General features: G+C 72.0%; 13 protein-coding genes. 11 read left to right on the forward strand and 2 right to left on the reverse strand.

Going from position 1 to position 15,665, the window contains the following annotated elements; translation table 11 throughout:
- Positions 1-77: 77 nt before the first annotated feature.
- Both pheS and pheT read left to right on the forward strand, forming a co-directional pair.
- Positions 78-1,175: a phenylalanine--tRNA ligase subunit alpha gene (pheS, locus tag J2X46_RS23735; protein WP_310254976.1), complete on the forward strand. Its 1,098-nt coding sequence runs from the start codon at positions 78-80 to the stop codon at positions 1,173-1,175.
- A gap of 3 nt (positions 1,176-1,178) precedes the next feature.
- On the forward strand, positions 1,179-3,665 hold the full coding sequence (gene pheT, locus J2X46_RS23740) for a phenylalanine--tRNA ligase subunit beta (RefSeq protein ID WP_310254978.1): 2,487 nt from the start codon (positions 1,179-1,181) through the stop codon (positions 3,663-3,665).
- Positions 3,666-3,728: 63 nt separating this feature from the next.
- On the opposite strand, the gene J2X46_RS23745 is transcribed toward pheT, so the two are convergent.
- Positions 3,729-5,105, reverse strand: a complete 1,377-nt coding sequence (locus J2X46_RS23745; protein WP_310254979.1) for a calcium-binding protein — start codon at positions 5,103-5,105, stop codon at positions 3,729-3,731.
- A gap of 106 nt (positions 5,106-5,211) precedes the next feature.
- Complete coding sequence (locus J2X46_RS23750; protein WP_310254980.1) at positions 5,212-6,012, reverse strand: maleylpyruvate isomerase family mycothiol-dependent enzyme; 801 nt, start codon at positions 6,010-6,012, stop codon at positions 5,212-5,214.
- Positions 6,013-6,111: 99 nt separating this feature from the next.
- Here J2X46_RS23750 and argC point away from each other — a divergent pair, with 99 nt between their 5' ends.
- The 9 genes from argC to J2X46_RS23795 are packed head-to-tail and all read left to right on the forward strand — an operon-like array spanning position 6,112 to position 15,342.
- Positions 6,112-7,140 (forward strand): N-acetyl-gamma-glutamyl-phosphate reductase, encoded by a 1,029-nt coding sequence (gene argC, locus J2X46_RS23755; protein ID WP_310254982.1) that lies wholly within the window; start codon positions 6,112-6,114, stop codon positions 7,138-7,140.
- Positions 7,137-8,288, forward strand: coding sequence for a bifunctional glutamate N-acetyltransferase/amino-acid acetyltransferase ArgJ (gene argJ, locus J2X46_RS23760; RefSeq protein ID WP_310254984.1), 1,152 nt, complete (start codon positions 7,137-7,139; stop codon positions 8,286-8,288). The genes argC and argJ overlap by 4 nt, the downstream gene beginning before the upstream one ends.
- Positions 8,285-9,250, forward strand: coding sequence for an acetylglutamate kinase (gene argB, locus J2X46_RS23765; RefSeq protein WP_310254986.1), 966 nt, complete (start codon positions 8,285-8,287; stop codon positions 9,248-9,250). The genes argJ and argB overlap by 4 nt, the downstream gene beginning before the upstream one ends.
- A complete protein-coding gene (locus J2X46_RS23770; protein WP_310254988.1) occupies positions 9,247-10,452 on the forward strand; it encodes an acetylornithine transaminase in 1,206 nt (401 codons plus the stop codon). Before argB ends, J2X46_RS23770 begins: the two co-directional genes overlap by 4 nt.
- The gene (gene argF / locus J2X46_RS23775) at positions 10,449-11,372 is read left to right on the forward strand and encodes an ornithine carbamoyltransferase (RefSeq protein WP_310254990.1); all 924 of its coding nucleotides are present in this window, start codon (positions 10,449-10,451) and stop codon (positions 11,370-11,372) included. The genes J2X46_RS23770 and argF overlap by 4 nt, the downstream gene beginning before the upstream one ends.
- On the forward strand, positions 11,369-11,920 hold the full coding sequence (locus J2X46_RS23780) for an arginine repressor (protein WP_310254992.1): 552 nt from the start codon (positions 11,369-11,371) through the stop codon (positions 11,918-11,920). The genes argF and J2X46_RS23780 overlap by 4 nt, the downstream gene beginning before the upstream one ends.
- Positions 11,917-13,362: an argininosuccinate synthase gene (gene argG / locus J2X46_RS23785; protein WP_310254994.1), complete on the forward strand. Its 1,446-nt coding sequence runs from the start codon at positions 11,917-11,919 to the stop codon at positions 13,360-13,362. The genes J2X46_RS23780 and argG overlap by 4 nt, the downstream gene beginning before the upstream one ends.
- Positions 13,362-14,792 (forward strand): argininosuccinate lyase, encoded by a 1,431-nt coding sequence (gene argH / locus J2X46_RS23790; protein ID WP_310254996.1) that lies wholly within the window; start codon positions 13,362-13,364, stop codon positions 14,790-14,792. The genes argG and argH overlap by 1 nt, the downstream gene beginning before the upstream one ends.
- The gene (locus J2X46_RS23795) at positions 14,776-15,342 is read left to right on the forward strand and encodes a DNA-3-methyladenine glycosylase (protein ID WP_310254998.1); all 567 of its coding nucleotides are present in this window, start codon (positions 14,776-14,778) and stop codon (positions 15,340-15,342) included. The genes argH and J2X46_RS23795 overlap by 17 nt, the downstream gene beginning before the upstream one ends.
- The last annotated feature ends 323 nt before the right edge of the window (positions 15,343-15,665 follow it).

The raw sequence follows: 15,665 nt of genomic DNA on the forward strand, positions 1-15,665 counted from the left end.
AGTGCCCCGTTCCGACCCGATGCCCATCCACTTCTAGACTCTGCGGCTGAACCGTTGCTGCCGCGCGAAAGGGAGCCATGTCCGGCCCCAACACCGACTACGACCCTGTCGAAGTGACCCCGCTCAAGGCCGACGAGGTCGAGGCGATGCGCGAGGCGGCCCTGGCCGCGATCGCCGCCGCCGCCGACCTCGAGGCGCTCAAGCAGGTCCGCCTCGACCACGCCGGGGACCGTTCCCCGCTGGCGCTCGCCAACCGCGAGATCGGCGCCCTGCCACCGCAGGCCCGCAAGGAGGCCGGCCAGCGCGTCGGCCAGGCCCGCGGTGCCATCAACCAGGCCATCGCCGCCCGCCAGACCGTGCTCGAGGCCGAGCACGAGGAGCGGATGCTGGTCGAGGAGACCGTCGACGTCTCGCTGCCGACCCAGCGTCGCCGGCGCGGCAGCCGCCACCCGATCACGCTCCAGTCGGAGCTGATCGCCGACCTGTTCGTCGCGATGGGCTACGAGATCGCCGAAGGCCCGGTCGTGGAGGCCGAGTGGCTCAACTTCGACGCGCTCAACCTCGGTCCCGACCACCCGGCGCGCACCATGCAGGACACGTTCTGGACCGAGCCCGCCGACGACCACGTCGTGCTGCGGACCCAGACCTCGCCCGTCCAGGCGCGCACCATGCTCACCCGCAAGCCCCCGATCTACGTGGTGTGCCCCGGCCGGGTCTTCCGCACCGACGAGTACGACGCCACGCACTCGCCGATGTTCCACCAGGTCGAGGGCCTCGTCGTCGACGAGGGCATCACCATGGCCCACCTCAAGGGCACGCTCGACCACTTCGCCTCGCAGCTGTTCGGCGACGACATCTTCACGCGGTTCCGGCCGTCGTACTTCCCCTTCACCGAGCCGTCGGCCGAGGTCGACGTGCGGTGCTTCGTGTGCCGCGGCGTCGACTCCGAGTCCTGCCGCACCTGCCGGGGCGAGGGCTGGATCGAGTGGGGCGGCTGCGGCGTGGTCAACCCGCGCGTACTGGTCGCCTGCGGTGTCGACCCGGACGTCTACAGCGGCTTCGCGTTCGGCATGGGCATCGACCGGTCGTTCATGTTCCGCCACGACCTCGAGGACCTGCGTCCGCTCTTCGAGGGCGACGTCCGGTTCTCGTCCGCCTTCGGAACGGAGATCTGAGCGATGAAGGCCCCCAAGTCCTGGATCCTGGAGTACGTCGACGTCCCCGAGGGGACCACTACCGACGAGCTCACCGCCCGCCTGACCCTCACCGGTCTCAAGCTCGAGGCCATCGCCAGCCCCGGCAAGGACATCACCGGCCCGCTGGTGGTCGGTCGCGTCCTCACGATGGACCCCGAGCCGCAGAAGAACGGCAAGACCATCAACTGGTGCACCGTCGACGTCGGTGACGCCAACGGCACCGGCGAGCCGCAGGGCATCGTCTGCGGTGCGCACAACTTCAAGCCCGGCGACCTCGTCGTCACCGTCCTGCCCGGCGGCGTGCTGCCCGGCGGCTTCGAGATCGGCGCCCGCAAGACCTACGGCCACCTGTCCGCCGGGATGATCTGCTCGGCCCGCGAGCTCGGCCTGGGCGAGGACCACGACGGCATCATCGTGCTGCCCGAGGACGCCGGCACGCCCGGTGAGGACGTACGTCCGCTCCTCGGCCTCGACGAGGAGGTCATCGAGTTCGAGATCAACCCCGACCGGGCCTACGCGCTCTCGCTGCGCGGCATCGCCCGCGAGGTGCTGGTCTCGGTCGACGGCGCGAGCAACTTCCGCGACCCGGCCGTCCGGGAGACCCCGGCCGCCAACGACCAGGGCCACCCGGTCGTGGTCGAGGACGCCGAGGGCTGCCCCGTGTTCGTGGCGCGCAAGGTCACGGGCTTCGACCCGGCGGCGCCGACCCCGGACTTCATCACGCAGCGGATCACCGCGGCCGGCATGCGGCCGATCTCGCTGGCCGTCGACATCACCAACTACGTGATGCTCGAGACCGGCCGGCCGATCCACGGCTACGACGCCGACAAGGTGAGCGGCGCGATCGTCGTACGTCGTGCGCGTGCCGGTGAGCGGCTCACGACCCTCGACGGCACCGACCGCGCGCTCGACCCCGCCGACCTCGTCGTGACCGACGACTCCGGGATCATCGGGCTCGGCGGCGTGATGGGCGGCGAGACCACCGAGATGTCGGACACCACGACGTCCGTGCTGGTCGAGGCCGCCCACTGGGACGCCGTGTCGATGTTCCGCACCGGCAAGCGCCACAAGATCTCGTCCGAGGCCGGCAAGCGCAACGAGCGCGGCGTCGACCCGACGATCTGCGAGGCCGCGGCCGACCGGGTCGTCGAGCTGCTGGTCGAGCACGGCGGCGGCACTGCCCACGCCGGCGTGACCGTCGTCGGCACCCCGCCGGCGATGCCGGTGATCCAGGTCGCCGGAGACCTCGCCGAGCGCGTATCGGGCATGCCGATCACCGAGGAGCGCAGCGTCGAGTGCCTGCGGGCCATCGGGTGCGACGTGACCGGAACCGGCACGCTCTCGGTGACGCCCCCGCCGTGGCGCCCCGACCTCACCGACGCCCAGGACTTCTCCGAGGAGGTCGTCCGCCTCGTCGGCTACGACAAGGTGCCGTCGGTCCTGCCGACGCCGCCGTCGGGCCGTGGCCTGACCCGCCCGCAGCAGCTGCGTCGCCGGATCGGGCGCACGCTGGCGGGGGAGGGCTTCGTGGAGGTCGTGAACTTCCCGTTCGTCGGCACCACCGACCTCGACGCCCTCGGGCTCCCCGAGGACGACTCGCGCCGTCGGCTGCTGCGCCTGTCCAACCCGCTCAGCTCCGAGGCGGGCTACATGACCACGACGCTGCTGCCGGGCGTGCTGCGGTCGGCGGCCAAGAACGTCGGCCACGGCAACACCGACGTGGCGATCTTCGAGACCGCCACCGTCACGCTGCCCCGCGACGCCGGTCCGGCGGCGATCCTGCCCGTCGACCGCCGTCCCACGGACGCAGAGTTCGAGGCGCTCGACGCCGCGCTTCCCGCCCAGCCGCTGCACCTCGGCCTCGTCGCCCTCGGCGAGGCCACCGCAGGTGGCTGGTGGGGCGAGGCCCGTGCCGTCTCGTGGGCCGACGCCGTCGAGGCCGTGCGCTCCGTCGCGGCGTCTCTCGGCCTCGAGGTCGAGGCCACGGCGGCCGAGCTCGCGCCGTGGCACCCGGGCCGGTGCGCGCGGCTGACGGTCGACGGCGAGGTCGTCGGCCACGCCGGCGAGGTGCACCCCACGGTCTGCCAGGCCTTCGGTCTGCCGAAGCGCACCGTCGCGGCGGAGGTCGACCTCGACCTGCTCATCGGCCGTGCAGTCCACCTCCGGAGGGCCCCGACCTTCTCGTCCTACCCGGTCGCCAAGGAGGACGTTGCCCTCGTGGTCGACGCCACCGTCCCGGCGGCCGACGTCGAGGCGGCGCTGCGCGAGGGCGCGGGCGAGCTGCTCGAGTCGATCCGGCTCTTCGACGTCTACACCGGCGAGCAGGTCGGCGAGGGCAAGAAGTCGCTGGCCTACGCCCTGCGCTTCCGGGCACCGGACCGGACGCTCAAGGAGGGCGAGTCCGCTGCTGCGCGTGACGCCGCCGTGAAGCTCGCCGCCGAGCGGACGGGCGCCGTCCAGCGGACCTGATCCACGCTCACCAGACGCACACTGGGCCTTGAGTCTCCTGGAGACTCAAGGCCCAGTGGCGCGTCAGCGGCGTTCGCAGGAGACGCGCACCTCGGCAGAGCACCGGTCCCGACCGTCCTTGCCGACGGCCTTGTCGCGCCCCGTGCCGCCTTGCAGCGTGTCGTCGCCACCCTGTCCGAAGAGCTTGTCGTCGCCCGGGCCTCCCCGGAGCACGTCCGCCTGGGGCGTGCCCAGCACCCGGTCGTCGCCGCGGCCGCCGGAGACCACCACCGGCTTGCCCTCCGTGCCGAAGCCGCCGTTGGGGTTGAGCACGTCGGCGCCACCGCGACCCCGCAGGCGGATCCGATCGCCGACCGCCTTCATCCTCTCGGCGCGGTCGGAGCCGCGCAGGGACACGTCCTGGCCGCGGACCAGGAGATCCTCCCAGTCGGCGAAGCCGAAGGTGTGGGTGACCTCGGACGCGATCCGGGGAACGCAGCTGAACGTGCCTTCGAGACGCGCGCGCACGGTGGTGCAGGTGTCGCTGTAGAAACGGTCGCGGCCGGGTCCGCCGTCGACCGTGCCGGACCCGGTGGCCACGAGCACCAGGCTGTCGTCCCCGCCCCCCATCGACGCGCTGCGGCTCATGTCCGCGGTCGGGGCCATGGCGATGCCGACGACCGATTCCATGACGAGCGACTCCGCGGCATCGGTGCCCACATAGCTCACGTCGCGGTTGCCCAGCCGCAGGATCACGTCGGCCAGGTCCCCTGCCCACTGCAGCACCGGCCGGCCGTCGCCGGTCGCCAGGTGCCGACTGGCGTCGACGACCACGGAGGTCGCCTGCCAGCCGCGCTCGAGCTGGAGCGAGTTGGCGCCCGCGCCGACGTCCACCACGCCCCCGTTCTGCTCGCCCGCCCAGTGAAGGGTGTCGTCGCCCGCCCCGGTCCGTACGACGTCGGCGTTGAGCGCACCGAGGATGGTCGATCCCGACCACACGGTGTCGTTGCCACCGCCCGTCTCGATGGTGTCGGGAGCGGTGTCCGCCATGCCAGGGGTCCCCAGCCCGGCACTGACCTCCTCGATGAGGACGGAGTCCGGTCGGTCCGGAACCGATGCGACGAGACCTCGGTAGGTGTCCGCGCCCTCACCGAGGACGATCCGGTACGTCACCGCGTCGAGGTCCGTGCTCTCGTTGATGACCGTGTCGTCGCCCGGGCCTGCGTCGACGCCCACGTTGCGCCACTCGACCGTCGGCGTCGCCACGAGGCAGATCAGGTCGTTGCCGCCAAGGCCCTGGGCCGTCGTGTACTGCCCCGGCTCGATCACCATGACGTCGTCGCCCTCGGTGCCGACGATCCCGGTGACGGTGACCGGCTTGCCCTGGCAGGTCGTCGGCGCGGCGGCGGTGGCCGGCAGCGCGAGCGCCGCGAGTCCGGCGCCGAGCAGTGTCGTGGTCACGGCCGCGGACGCCGTCCGTCGTGCAGTTCTCATCTATGCCCCCGTTGAAGTCGATGCGGTCTCGCCCGAGAGACGCAGCCCGGTGCGGATTGGTTGCGAGCAATCCTCAGTTGATCGGGGTCCCGACGATCGCGGTGAAGCGGGCGAGCACGGCGCGGTCACCGACCACCGAGACCTCGGTGTCGTCGCCGCGGCTCCACAGCCACAGGTCGAGGGCTGCCGCCGGACCGTCGACGACCACGTCCGGCTCGGCGTCGCGGTCGGGTGCCGGCACCACGTGGAAGTCCTCTTCGTCGGTGTAGGTCTTTCCGCTGTCGGGGTCGGTTCCGGAGAAGAGGCCGAACTGCACCCAGAACTCCTCACCGGTGTCGGTGGTGTCGACCCGCACAAGCCCCTCGCCGGCCACCCAGCTGCCCCAGTACGGGCAGCCGCCGTACATCACGCCGAGGCACTCGTCGACGCCGTCGGTGGCGAGCACGGGGTCCAGTTCCGACGACAGCCCGGCGGCGAGCTCGGCGTCGACGCGGTGGACCAGTGCCTCGTGGGCCTGACGGCGCAGGATGAAGCCGACGGTCTGGTCGTCCGACCAGGTGTAGGACTCCTCGGCGGGGTCGGCGCCCTCGAGCGCCTGTGCGAGGTCGGCGGACCACGCGTCGTAGGTGGCCAGCAGGTCGTCGAACGACTCCGGGCGGGGATGCTCGACGGCCTCGGGTTTGACGGGTCGGGCGTGGAGCACGTCGGCCCACCAGCGCTGCACGGTCGCCAGGTGCCAGAGCAGGTCGGCGGCCGACCAGTCCGGGCACGACGGCACCCGTGCCTCGGGGTCGCACGCCGAGAGGACCTCGCGGAAGCGCGCGGACTCGGTGCGGAGGTGGGACAGGTAGGTCTCTGGCTGAAGACGGGTCACCCGTGAACCGTAGGGGAGCGGTAGGACGGAGTGCGCGCGCATTAGCCCGGCGTCACCCCCCGTTCGACTGTCCATGCAGGGCTGTGTATAGTCATGCATATGTCCGTATCAGTAGCCGTTGCCGGAGCCAGTGGGTACGCCGGTGGCGAGGTCCTGCGCCTCCTGCTGGGGCACCCCGAGGTCGAGATCGGCGCCCTGACCGCCGGGTCGAACGCCGGTGAGCTGCTCGGCGCCCTCCAGCCCCACCTGCTCCCGCTGGCTGACCGCGTGCTCGAGGCGACCACCGTCGAGGTGCTGTCCGGTCACGACGTGGTCTTCCTGGCGCTGCCGCACGGACAGTCCGCCGCCATCGCGAGCGAGCTCGGCGACGCGGCCGTCGTCATCGACTGCGGCGCCGACTTCCGGCTGACCGACCCGGCCGCGTGGGCCGCGTTCTACGGCGGAGAGCACGCCGGCTCGTGGCCCTACGGCCTTCCCGAGCTGGCCGGTCAGCGTGACCTGCTCCGCGGCGCCACCCGGATCGCCGTTCCGGGCTGCTACCCGACGATCTCCACCCTCACCATCGCCCCCGCGCTCGCCGCCGGACTGGTCACCCCCGACGTCACCGTGGTCGCGGCCAGCGGCACCTCGGGCGCAGGAAAGGCCGCCAAGCCGCACCTCCTCGGCAGCGAGGTGATGGGCAACGTCAGCGCCTACGGCGTCGGCGGCGTCCACCGCCACACGCCCGAGATCGTGCAGAACCTCCGACTGGTCCACGACGGCGACGTGAAGGTCAGCTTCACCCCGGTGCTCGTCCCGATGCCCCGCGGCATCCTCGCCACCGTCTCGGCCCCGCTCGCCACGCCCATCACCCCCGACGAGGCGTACGACGTCTACGCCAAGGCGTACGCACACGAGCCGTTCGTCCACCTCCTGCCGGCCGGGCAGTGGCCGCAGACCCAGTCGGTGCTCGGCTCCAACGCCGTCCAGCTCCAGGTCACCGTCGACGAGACCGCCGGCCGCCTGGTCGCCGTCGGCGTCGTCGACAACCTCGCCAAGGGCACCGCCGGCGCCGCCGTGCAGTGCATGAACCTCGCCCTCGGCCTCGACGAGACCAGCGGCCTCTCCACGATCGGACTCGCACCATGAGCGTCACCCACCCCCAGGGGTTCACCGCGGCCGGTGTCGTCGCCGGGCTCAAGTCCACCGGCGCCAAGGACCTGGCGCTCGTCGTCAACCAGGGCCCGGCCTTCGACTCCGCCACGGTCTTCACGGCCAACCGCTGCAAGGCCAACCCGGTGCTGTGGAGCCAGGAGGTCGTCAAGGACGGCACGGTCAAGGCCGTCGTCCTCAACTCCGGCGGCGCCAACTGCTACACCGGCCCCGAGGGCTTCCAGACCACCCACGCGGTCGCCGAGAAGGTCGCGAGCGGCCTGGGCGTCGGCGCGATCGACGTCGTGGTCTGCTCGACCGGCCTGATCGGCCTCGCCAACGACCGCGACCACCTGCTGGCGGGCGTCGAGGCGGCCACCGCGGCCCTCAGCGCCGACGGCGGCCAGAGCGCGGCCGAAGCGATCATGACCACCGACTCGGTCAGCAAGAACACCGTCGTCGAGGGCGCCGGCTGGTCGATCGGCGGAATGGCCAAGGGCGCCGGCATGCTCGCGCCCCAGCTCGCCACCATGCTGGTCGTGATCACCACCGACGCCGTCGTACCCGCCGCCGACCTCGACGCCGCCCTCCGCGCCGCCACCCGGGTCAGCTTCGACCGGCTCGACTCCGACGGCTGCATGTCGACCAATGACACGGTGACGGTGATGGCCAGCGGCGCGAGCGGGATCACCCCGACGCCCGAGGACTTCACCGCCGCCCTCACCCAGGCGTGCACCGACCTCGCCATGCAGCTGCTCAAGGACGCCGAGGGCGCCGACCACGAGATCGCCATCACGACCCTCCACGCCGCCAGCGAGGAGGAGGCGGTCGAGGTCAGCCGCAGCGTCGCGCGCAGCAACCTGTTCAAGGCCGCGGTCTTCGGCAACGACCCCAACTGGGGCCGCGTGCTCGCCTCCATCGGCACCACCCAGGCGACCTTCGACCCGGCCGACCTCGACGTCGCGATGAACGGCGTGTGGGTCTGCCGCAGCTCCACCCCGGCCGAGGACCCCAGCACCGTCGACCTCACCGGCCGCGAGGTCAGCGTGACCATCGACCTCAAGTCCGGCGACGCCCGCGCCACCGTCTGGACCAACGACCTCACCCACGCCTACGTCCACGAGAACAGCGCCTACAGCTCATGACCGAGACCACCAGCACCGACACCAGCACCGAGCCCGTGCAGAGCCCGCGCCGGCCCGACCCCGCCAAGGCGCGGACCCTGGCGGCGGCCCTGCCGTGGCTCAAGCGCTACCACGGCCAGACGATCGTGGTGAAGTACGGCGGCAACGCGATGATCGACGAGTCCCTCAAGGTCGCCTTCGCGGAGGACATCGCGTTCCTCCGGTTCGCCGGGTTCAAGCCCGTCGTCGTCCACGGCGGCGGCCCGCAGATCTCCCGGATGCTCGACAAGCTCGGCATCGAGTCCGAGTTCCGCGGCGGGCTCCGGGTGACCACGCCCGAGGCGATGGACGTCGTCCGCATGGTGCTGGTCGGCCAGGTGCAGCGCGAGCTCGTCGGGCTGATCAACCAGCACGGCGCGCTGGCCGTCGGCCTCTCGGGCGAGGACGCCGGGCTGTTCACCGCCGAGCGGACCAACACGGTCGTCGACGGCGAGGAGGTCGACCTCGGGCTCGTCGGCGAGGTGGCCCGCGTGCGGCCCGAGGCCGTGCTCGACCTGATCGAGGCGGGCCGGATCCCGGTCGTGAGCTCGGTCGCGCCCGACGTCAACGGGCTGGTCCACAACGTCAACGCCGACACGGCCGCCGCGGCGCTCGCCGTCGCGCTGGGCGCCGAGAAGCTCATGGTCCTCACGGACGTCGAGGGCCTCTACCGCGACTACGGCAACTCCGACGACCTGATCCAGGAGATCAGCCCCGAGGCCCTCGGCGAGATGCTGCCGACCCTCGACGCGGGCATGGTCCCCAAGATGCGCGCCTGCTACGAGGCGGTCACCGGGGGAGTGCCCCGGGCCACCGTCGTCGACGGCCGCGAGCCCCACGCGGTGCTGCTCGAGATCTTCACCGACGAGGGCGTCGGCACCCAGGTCCTGCCCGGCGCCGCCACCAAGATGCGCAAGCCCTACGCGGCGGAGGAGGAAGAGTGACCATCCAGGAGCGCTACACCGGCGCCGTCATGAACACCTTCGGCCCGCCGCAGCTCGCCCTCGTCCGGGGCAAGGGCGCCCACGTGTGGGACGCCGACGGCAAGGAGTACGTCGACCTGCTCGGCGGCATCGCCGTCAACGCCCTCGGCCACGCCCACCCCGCGCTGGTCGAGGCCGTGACGACCCAGCTCTCGACGCTGGGCCACGTCTCCAACTTCTTCGCCACCGAGCCCCAGGTCGCCCTGGCCGAGCGCCTCGTCTCCCTCCTCGGCTGGTCGAGCGGAGTCGAGACCTCGAGCGCCCGCGTCTTCTTCAGCAACTCCGGCACCGAGGCCAACGAGGCCGCGCTCAAGCTCACCCGACGCACCGGCCGCACCCGGCTGGTCGCGGCCGAGGGCTCGTTCCACGGCCGCACGATGGGCGCCCTCGCGCTGACCTCCAAGGCCGCCTACCGAGAGCCCTTCGAGCCGCTGCCCGGCGACGTCACCTTCGTGCCGTACGACGACGTGGCCGCGCTCGGGGCCGCCGTCGACGAGACCGTCGCCGCGGTCGTGCTGGAGCCCCTGCAGGGCGAGGCAGGCGTCGTGGTGCCGAGCCCCGACTACCTCGCGGCCGCCCAGCGGATCGCCCACGAGCACGGCGCGCTGCTGTGGCTCGACGAGGTGCAGACCGGCATCGCCCGGACGGGCGCCTGGTTCGCCCACCAGCTCCACGAGGACGTGCAGCCCGACGTCGTCACGCTCGCCAAGGGCCTCGGCGGCGGCATCCCGGTCGGCGCCACCGTCGCCCGCGGCGCCGCGGCCACGCTCCTGCAGCCCGGCAACCACGGCACCACGTTCGGCGGCAACCCGGTGGCCGCGGCCGCCGCCCTCGCCGTGCTCGACACCATCGAGACCGAGGGTCTCCTCGAGGCGACGAGGACCCGCGGCGAGCAGCTCGCTGCGCTGCTCGCCGACCAGGCCGGCGTCGTCGAGGTCACCGGTTCCGGCCTGATGCGGGGCGCGGAGCTCGACGGCGCCTACGCCACCCACGCCGTCGTCGCCGGGCGTGAGGCGGGTTTCATCCTCAACGCCACCGGCCCCACCCGCCTGCGCTTCGTGCCGCCGCTTGTCATCACCTCCGACGACCTCGACGCCCTCGCCGCAGCACTCCCCGCCATCCTCGACGCCGCTCGCACCGCCGCACAGGAGCCCACCCCATGACCCGCCACTTCCTCCGCGACGACGACCTGTCGCCCGCCGAGCTGCTCGAGGTCCTCGACCTGGCCGACCGGCTCAAGGCCGAGCCCTTCGACCACAAGCCGCTCGAAGGCCCCCGCACCGTCGCGCTGGTCTTCGACCGCCCGACGCTGCGCACCCAGGTGTCCTTCGCCGCCGGCATCGCCGAGCTCGGTGGCAACCCGATGACCGTCGACGGCGGCCTCGCGGCGATGGGCTCGCGCGAGGGTGTCGAGGACGTCGCCCGGATCCTCGGCCGCCAGGCCGTCGCGATCGTGTGGCGCACCGCCCACCAGAGCGACGTGGTGACCATGGCCGAGCACGCCGGCGTACCCGTCCTCAACGCGCTCACCGACGAGTTCCACCCGTGCCAGCTGCTGGCAGACCTGCAGACCGTGCGGGAGCACAAGGGTCGGCTCGCCGGCATCCGCGCTGCGTTCGTCGGCGACGGCGCGTGCAACATGGGCAACTCGTGGGTGCTCGCCGGTGCCGCCGCCGGGATGCACGTCGTCGTCGGCGCCCCCGACGGCTTCCACCCCGACGCCGACGTGGTGGCGAAGGCACGCGAGATCGCGCAGGGCACGGGCGGCTCGATCGAGCTGACCACCGACCCCGTCGCGGCCGTCACCGACGCCGACGTGGTGATCACCGACTCGTGGGTCAGCATGGGCCGCGAGGAGGAGTCGCAGGAGCGACTGCGGATCTTCCCGCCCTACGGCGTGACCGAGGAGCTCCTCGCCCACGCCGACCCGGAGGCCATCGTCATGCACTGCCTGCCGGCCTACCGCGGCAAGGAGATCTCCGAGGACGTCATCGAGGGCTCGCAGTCGGTGGTCTGGGACGAGGCGGAGAACCGGCGGCACGCCCAGAAGGCCGTGCTCACCTGGCTCCTGGAGCGACGATGAGTGCCGTCGCGCCGGTGACCAAGGGCGCCCGGCACGCACGGATCATCGACCTCGTCACGACCCATCCGGTGCGCTCGCAGACCGAGCTCGCCGACCTGCTGGCCGACCACGGCGTGCGGGTCACGCAGGCGACCCTGAGCCGGGACCTCGTCGAGCTCGACGCGGTCAAGGTCCGCAGCGCCGACGGCGCCCTGGTCTACGCCGTGCCCGGCGAGGGCGGTGACCGCAGCGTCGCCGCACCGCGCGAGACCGCGGCCGGCCGCGACCGGCTCGCGCGCCTCTGCGCCGAGCTCCTCGTCAGCGCCGAGGCCAGCGCCAACCTCGTCGTGCTCCGCACCCCGCCCGGCGCCGCGCAGTTCCTGGCCAGCGCCTTCGACAAGGCCGACCTCGGCGACATCCTCGGCACCATCGCCGGCGACGACACCGTGCTCGTCATCGGTCGCGACCCGCTCGGCGGCGACGCCCTCGCGCAGCGGTTCCTCGACCTGGCCAACGACCCCCACCACGTCTCCACCCACTCTGAGAACACCGAAAAGGACGCCCAGTGAGCAAGGTCCTCACCTCCCTCCCCGTCGGCGAGCGCGTCGGCATCGCCTTCTCCGGAGGCCTCGACACCTCCGTTGCGGTCGCCTGGATGCGAGCCCACGGGGCAGTGCCGTGCACCTACACCGCCGACATCGGCCAGTACGACGAGCCCGACATCTCCGGCGTACCGTCCCGCGCGATGCAGTACGGCGCCGAGCTCGCGCGCGCCGTCGACTGCAAGACCCAGCTGGTCGAGGAGGGACTCGCGGCCCTGGCGTGCGGTGCCTTCCACATCCGCTCGGGCGGCCGGGTCTACTTCAACACCACGCCGCTGGGTCGTGCCGTCACCGGCACGATGCTGGTGCGCGCGATGCACGACGACGACGTCAACATCTGGGGCGATGGCTCGACGTTCAAGGGCAACGACATCGAGCGGTTCTACCGCTACGGCCTGCTCGCCAACCCCGACCTGCGCATCTACAAGCCGTGGCTCGACGCCGACTTCGTCACCGAGCTCGGCGGTCGCCACGAGATGAGCGCGTGGCTCACCGAGCACGGCCTGCCCTACCGCGACAGCCAGGAGAAGGCGTACTCCACCGACGCCAACATCTGGGGCGCCACCCACGAGGCCAAGACCTTGGAACACCTCGACGTCTCGCTCGAGACCGTCGAGCCGATCATGGGCGTGAAGTTCTGGGACCCCGCCGTCGCGATCGAGGCCGAGGACGTCACGATCCGCTTCGACCAGGGCCGCCCGGTCGCCATCAACGGCACCGAGTACTCGGACCCGGTCGCGCTGGTCCACGAGGCCAACACCATCGGCGGTCGGCACGGTCTCGGCATGTCCGACCAGATCGAGAACCGGATCATCGAGGCCAAGTCCCGGGGCATCTACGAGGCGCCGGCGATGGCGCTGCTCTTCATCGCCTACGAGCGGCTCGTCAACGCCATCCACAACGAGGACACCGTCGCGCAGTACCACAACGAGGGCCGCAAGCTCGGCCGGCTGCTCTACGAGGGCCGCTGGCTCGACCCGCAGGCGCTGATGATCCGCGAGTCGGTCCAGCGCTGGATCGCCTCGCTCGTGACAGGCGAGGTGACCATTCGGCTGCGGCGCGGCGAGGACTACACGGTCCTGCGCACCGACGGCCCCGCGTTCTCCTACCACCCCGACAAGCTGTCGATGGAGCGGACGGAGAACGCCGCCTTCGGCCCGACCGACCGCATCGGCCAGCTCACCATGCGCAACCTCGACATCGCCGACTCGCGCGCCAAGCTCGAGCTCTACGCCGCCCAGCCGCTCGACCAGGGCCAGGTGCTCGTCGAGAACGGCACCCTCTACGGTGCCATCGAGGCCGGTGGCTTCGACCGGATCACCGGTCACTCGCCCGTCGAGGAGGCGGACGAGGAGGCGTACGACGAGACGGCGCTCGAGAGCGCGGCGATGGAGTTCGGGACCGACTGATGGCAGGCACCACCAACGAGGGCTCCCTGTGGGGCGGTCGCTTCGCGAGCGGCCCGTCGCCCGAGCTCCAGGCGCTCTCCAGGTCCACGCACTTCGACTGGCAGCTGACCCCCTACGACCTCGCGGGGTCGCGCGCCCACGCCAACGCCCTGCACCGCGCCGGTCTGCTCACCGAGGCCGACCACGCCGAGCTGCTGCGCGGCCTCGACGTGCTGGGGGAGCGGTACGCCGCCGGCGACCTGCTGCCGGCCGAGACCGACGAGGACGTGCACGGTGCGCTCGAGCGCCTGCTGCTCGAGGAGGTCGGTCCCGAGGTCGGCGGCCGGCTCCGCGCCGGCCGGTCGCGCAACGACCAGGTCGCCACGCTGTTCCGCGCCTACCTGCGCGACCACGCCCGCACGATCTCCGGGCTGGTGCTCGACCTGGTCGACGTGCTCGCCGGACAGGCGGGGGAGCACCTCGCCCCGGGCCAGGAGAGCGTCATGCCCGGGCGCACCCACCTCCAGCACGCCCAGCCGGTCCTGCTCTCGCACCACCTGCTGGCGCACGCGTGGCCGCTGGTGCGCGACGTCGAGCGGCTGCGCGACTGGGACGCCCGCGTCTCGAGCGACTCGCCGTACGGCTCCGGGGCGCTCGCGGGCCAGACGTTGGGCCTCGACCCCGAGGCGGTCGCCGCCGAGCTCGGCTTCTCGGGCTCGTCGGCCAACTCGATCGACGGCACCGCCTCGCGCGACTTCGCCACCGAGTTCGCGTTCGTCACCGCGCAGATCGGCGTCGACCTCTCCCGCCTGGCCGAGGAGGTCATCCTCTGGACGACGCGGGAGTTCGACTTCGCCACGCTCCACGACTCCTGGTCGACCGGGTCGAGCATCATGCCGCAGAAGAAGAACCCCGACATCGCCGAGCTCGCGCGCGGCAAGTCCGGTCGTCTGATCGGCAACCTGTCCGGCCTGATGGCGACGCTCAAGGGCCTCCCGCTCGCCTACAACCGCGACCTCCAGGAGGACAAGGAGCCGGTCTTCGACTCCGTCCAGACGCTCGAGGTGCTGCTGCCCGCGGTGACCGGGATGGTCGCCACGCTGACGTTCAACACCGACCGGATGGCCGAGCTCGCGCCGCAGGGCTTCTCCCTCGCCACCGACGTGGCGGAGTGGCTGGTGCGCGAGGGCGTGCCCTTCCGCGACGCCCACGAGCTTGCCGGTGCCTGCGTACGACGCTGCGAGGAGCTCGGCTGCGACCTGCCCGACCTCACCGACGCGCAGCGCGCGGAGATCTCGCCGTCTTTGACCCCTGACGTGCGCGCCGTGCTGACGGTCGAGGGCTCGGTGGCCTCGAGGTCCGGCCGAGGTGGCACCGCACCGGTCCGGGTGCGCGAGCAGCTCGACCAGCTCCGTGGCGCCAGCATCGGCCACCGTGCCCGCCTGGGCTGAGGGCGACCCGCTCGAGGTCGCCCCGCGGCTGCTGGGTGCCGTGCTCACGCACGGCGGGGTGTCGCTGCGGCTCACCGAGGTGGAGGCGTACGCCGGCCCCGACGACCCCGGCTCGCACGCCTATCGCGGCCGGACCGCGCGCAACGCGGTGATGTTCGGTCCGCCCGGGCACCTTTACGTCTACTTCGTGTACGGCATGCACCACTGCGCCAACCTCGTCACCGGTCCGGACGGAGCGCCGGGCGCCGTCCTGCTGCGCGCAGGTGAGGTCGTCGCCGGCCTCGAGGTCGCCCGGAGCCGTCGACCCGGCAGCAGCGACCGAGACCTGGCGCGTGGTCCGGCCCGTCTTTGCACGGCCCTCGGCATCGACCTGGGCGACAACGGCGTACGACCGGAACTGGCGGCGGGGGAGGAGCCCGCATCGATCAGCACCGGCCCGCGCGTTGGTCTGCGCCATGCGGCGGACCGTCCGTGGCGGTTCTGGGTGACCGGCGATCCGACCGTCAGCACCTATCGGCCAGCCGCGCGACGGCCCTCCACAGGCCGCTGACCTGCGGTTTTGCGTAGAGGGCACCCCCGGTTTTGCACGGCCCCCAGACGTCGTCTAATGTTCTTCCTGTCGCCGCAAGCGGCGCCGCCTCCTGGCCAGAAGGTCAGCTGAAGCGGAAACCAGCTGCGACCACATCGAGCGTCACGTTTCGAGTTTGACTCGCAACAGCGCGCCCGGTAAGTTACTGCAGGTTGCCCCGCGACCGGACCGGCCCAGCCGGCGAGGATCGGGTGCGTCTGATTTTTGAGAACTCAACAGTGTGTTTGATTAGTCGACGAATTAGTTTGTTATGCCCCGTTGACATCATGTTTGCTTCACCGCCT

Source organism: Nocardioides sp. BE266 (assembly GCF_031457855.1).
Taxonomy (GTDB): Bacteria; Actinomycetota; Actinomycetes; order Propionibacteriales; family Nocardioidaceae; genus Nocardioides.

Excerpts from the sequence above, each read along its gene's own strand:
- pheS (WP_310254976.1), top strand. The coding sequence starts at position 78 with ATGTCCGGCCCCAACACCGACTACGACCCTGTCGAAGTGACCCCGCTC.
- pheT (WP_310254978.1), top strand. The coding sequence starts at position 1,179 with ATGAAGGCCCCCAAGTCCTGGATCCTGGAGTACGTCGACGTCCCCGAG.
- argC (WP_310254982.1), top strand. The coding sequence starts at position 6,112 with ATGTCCGTATCAGTAGCCGTTGCCGGAGCCAGTGGGTACGCCGGTGGC.
- argJ (WP_310254984.1), top strand. The coding sequence starts at position 7,137 with ATGAGCGTCACCCACCCCCAGGGGTTCACCGCGGCCGGTGTCGTCGCC.
- argB (WP_310254986.1), top strand. The coding sequence starts at position 8,285 with ATGACCGAGACCACCAGCACCGACACCAGCACCGAGCCCGTGCAGAGC.
- argF (WP_310254990.1), top strand. The coding sequence starts at position 10,449 with ATGACCCGCCACTTCCTCCGCGACGACGACCTGTCGCCCGCCGAGCTG.
- J2X46_RS23780 (WP_310254992.1), top strand. The coding sequence starts at position 11,369 with ATGAGTGCCGTCGCGCCGGTGACCAAGGGCGCCCGGCACGCACGGATC.
- argH (WP_310254996.1), top strand. The coding sequence starts at position 13,362 with ATGGCAGGCACCACCAACGAGGGCTCCCTGTGGGGCGGTCGCTTCGCG.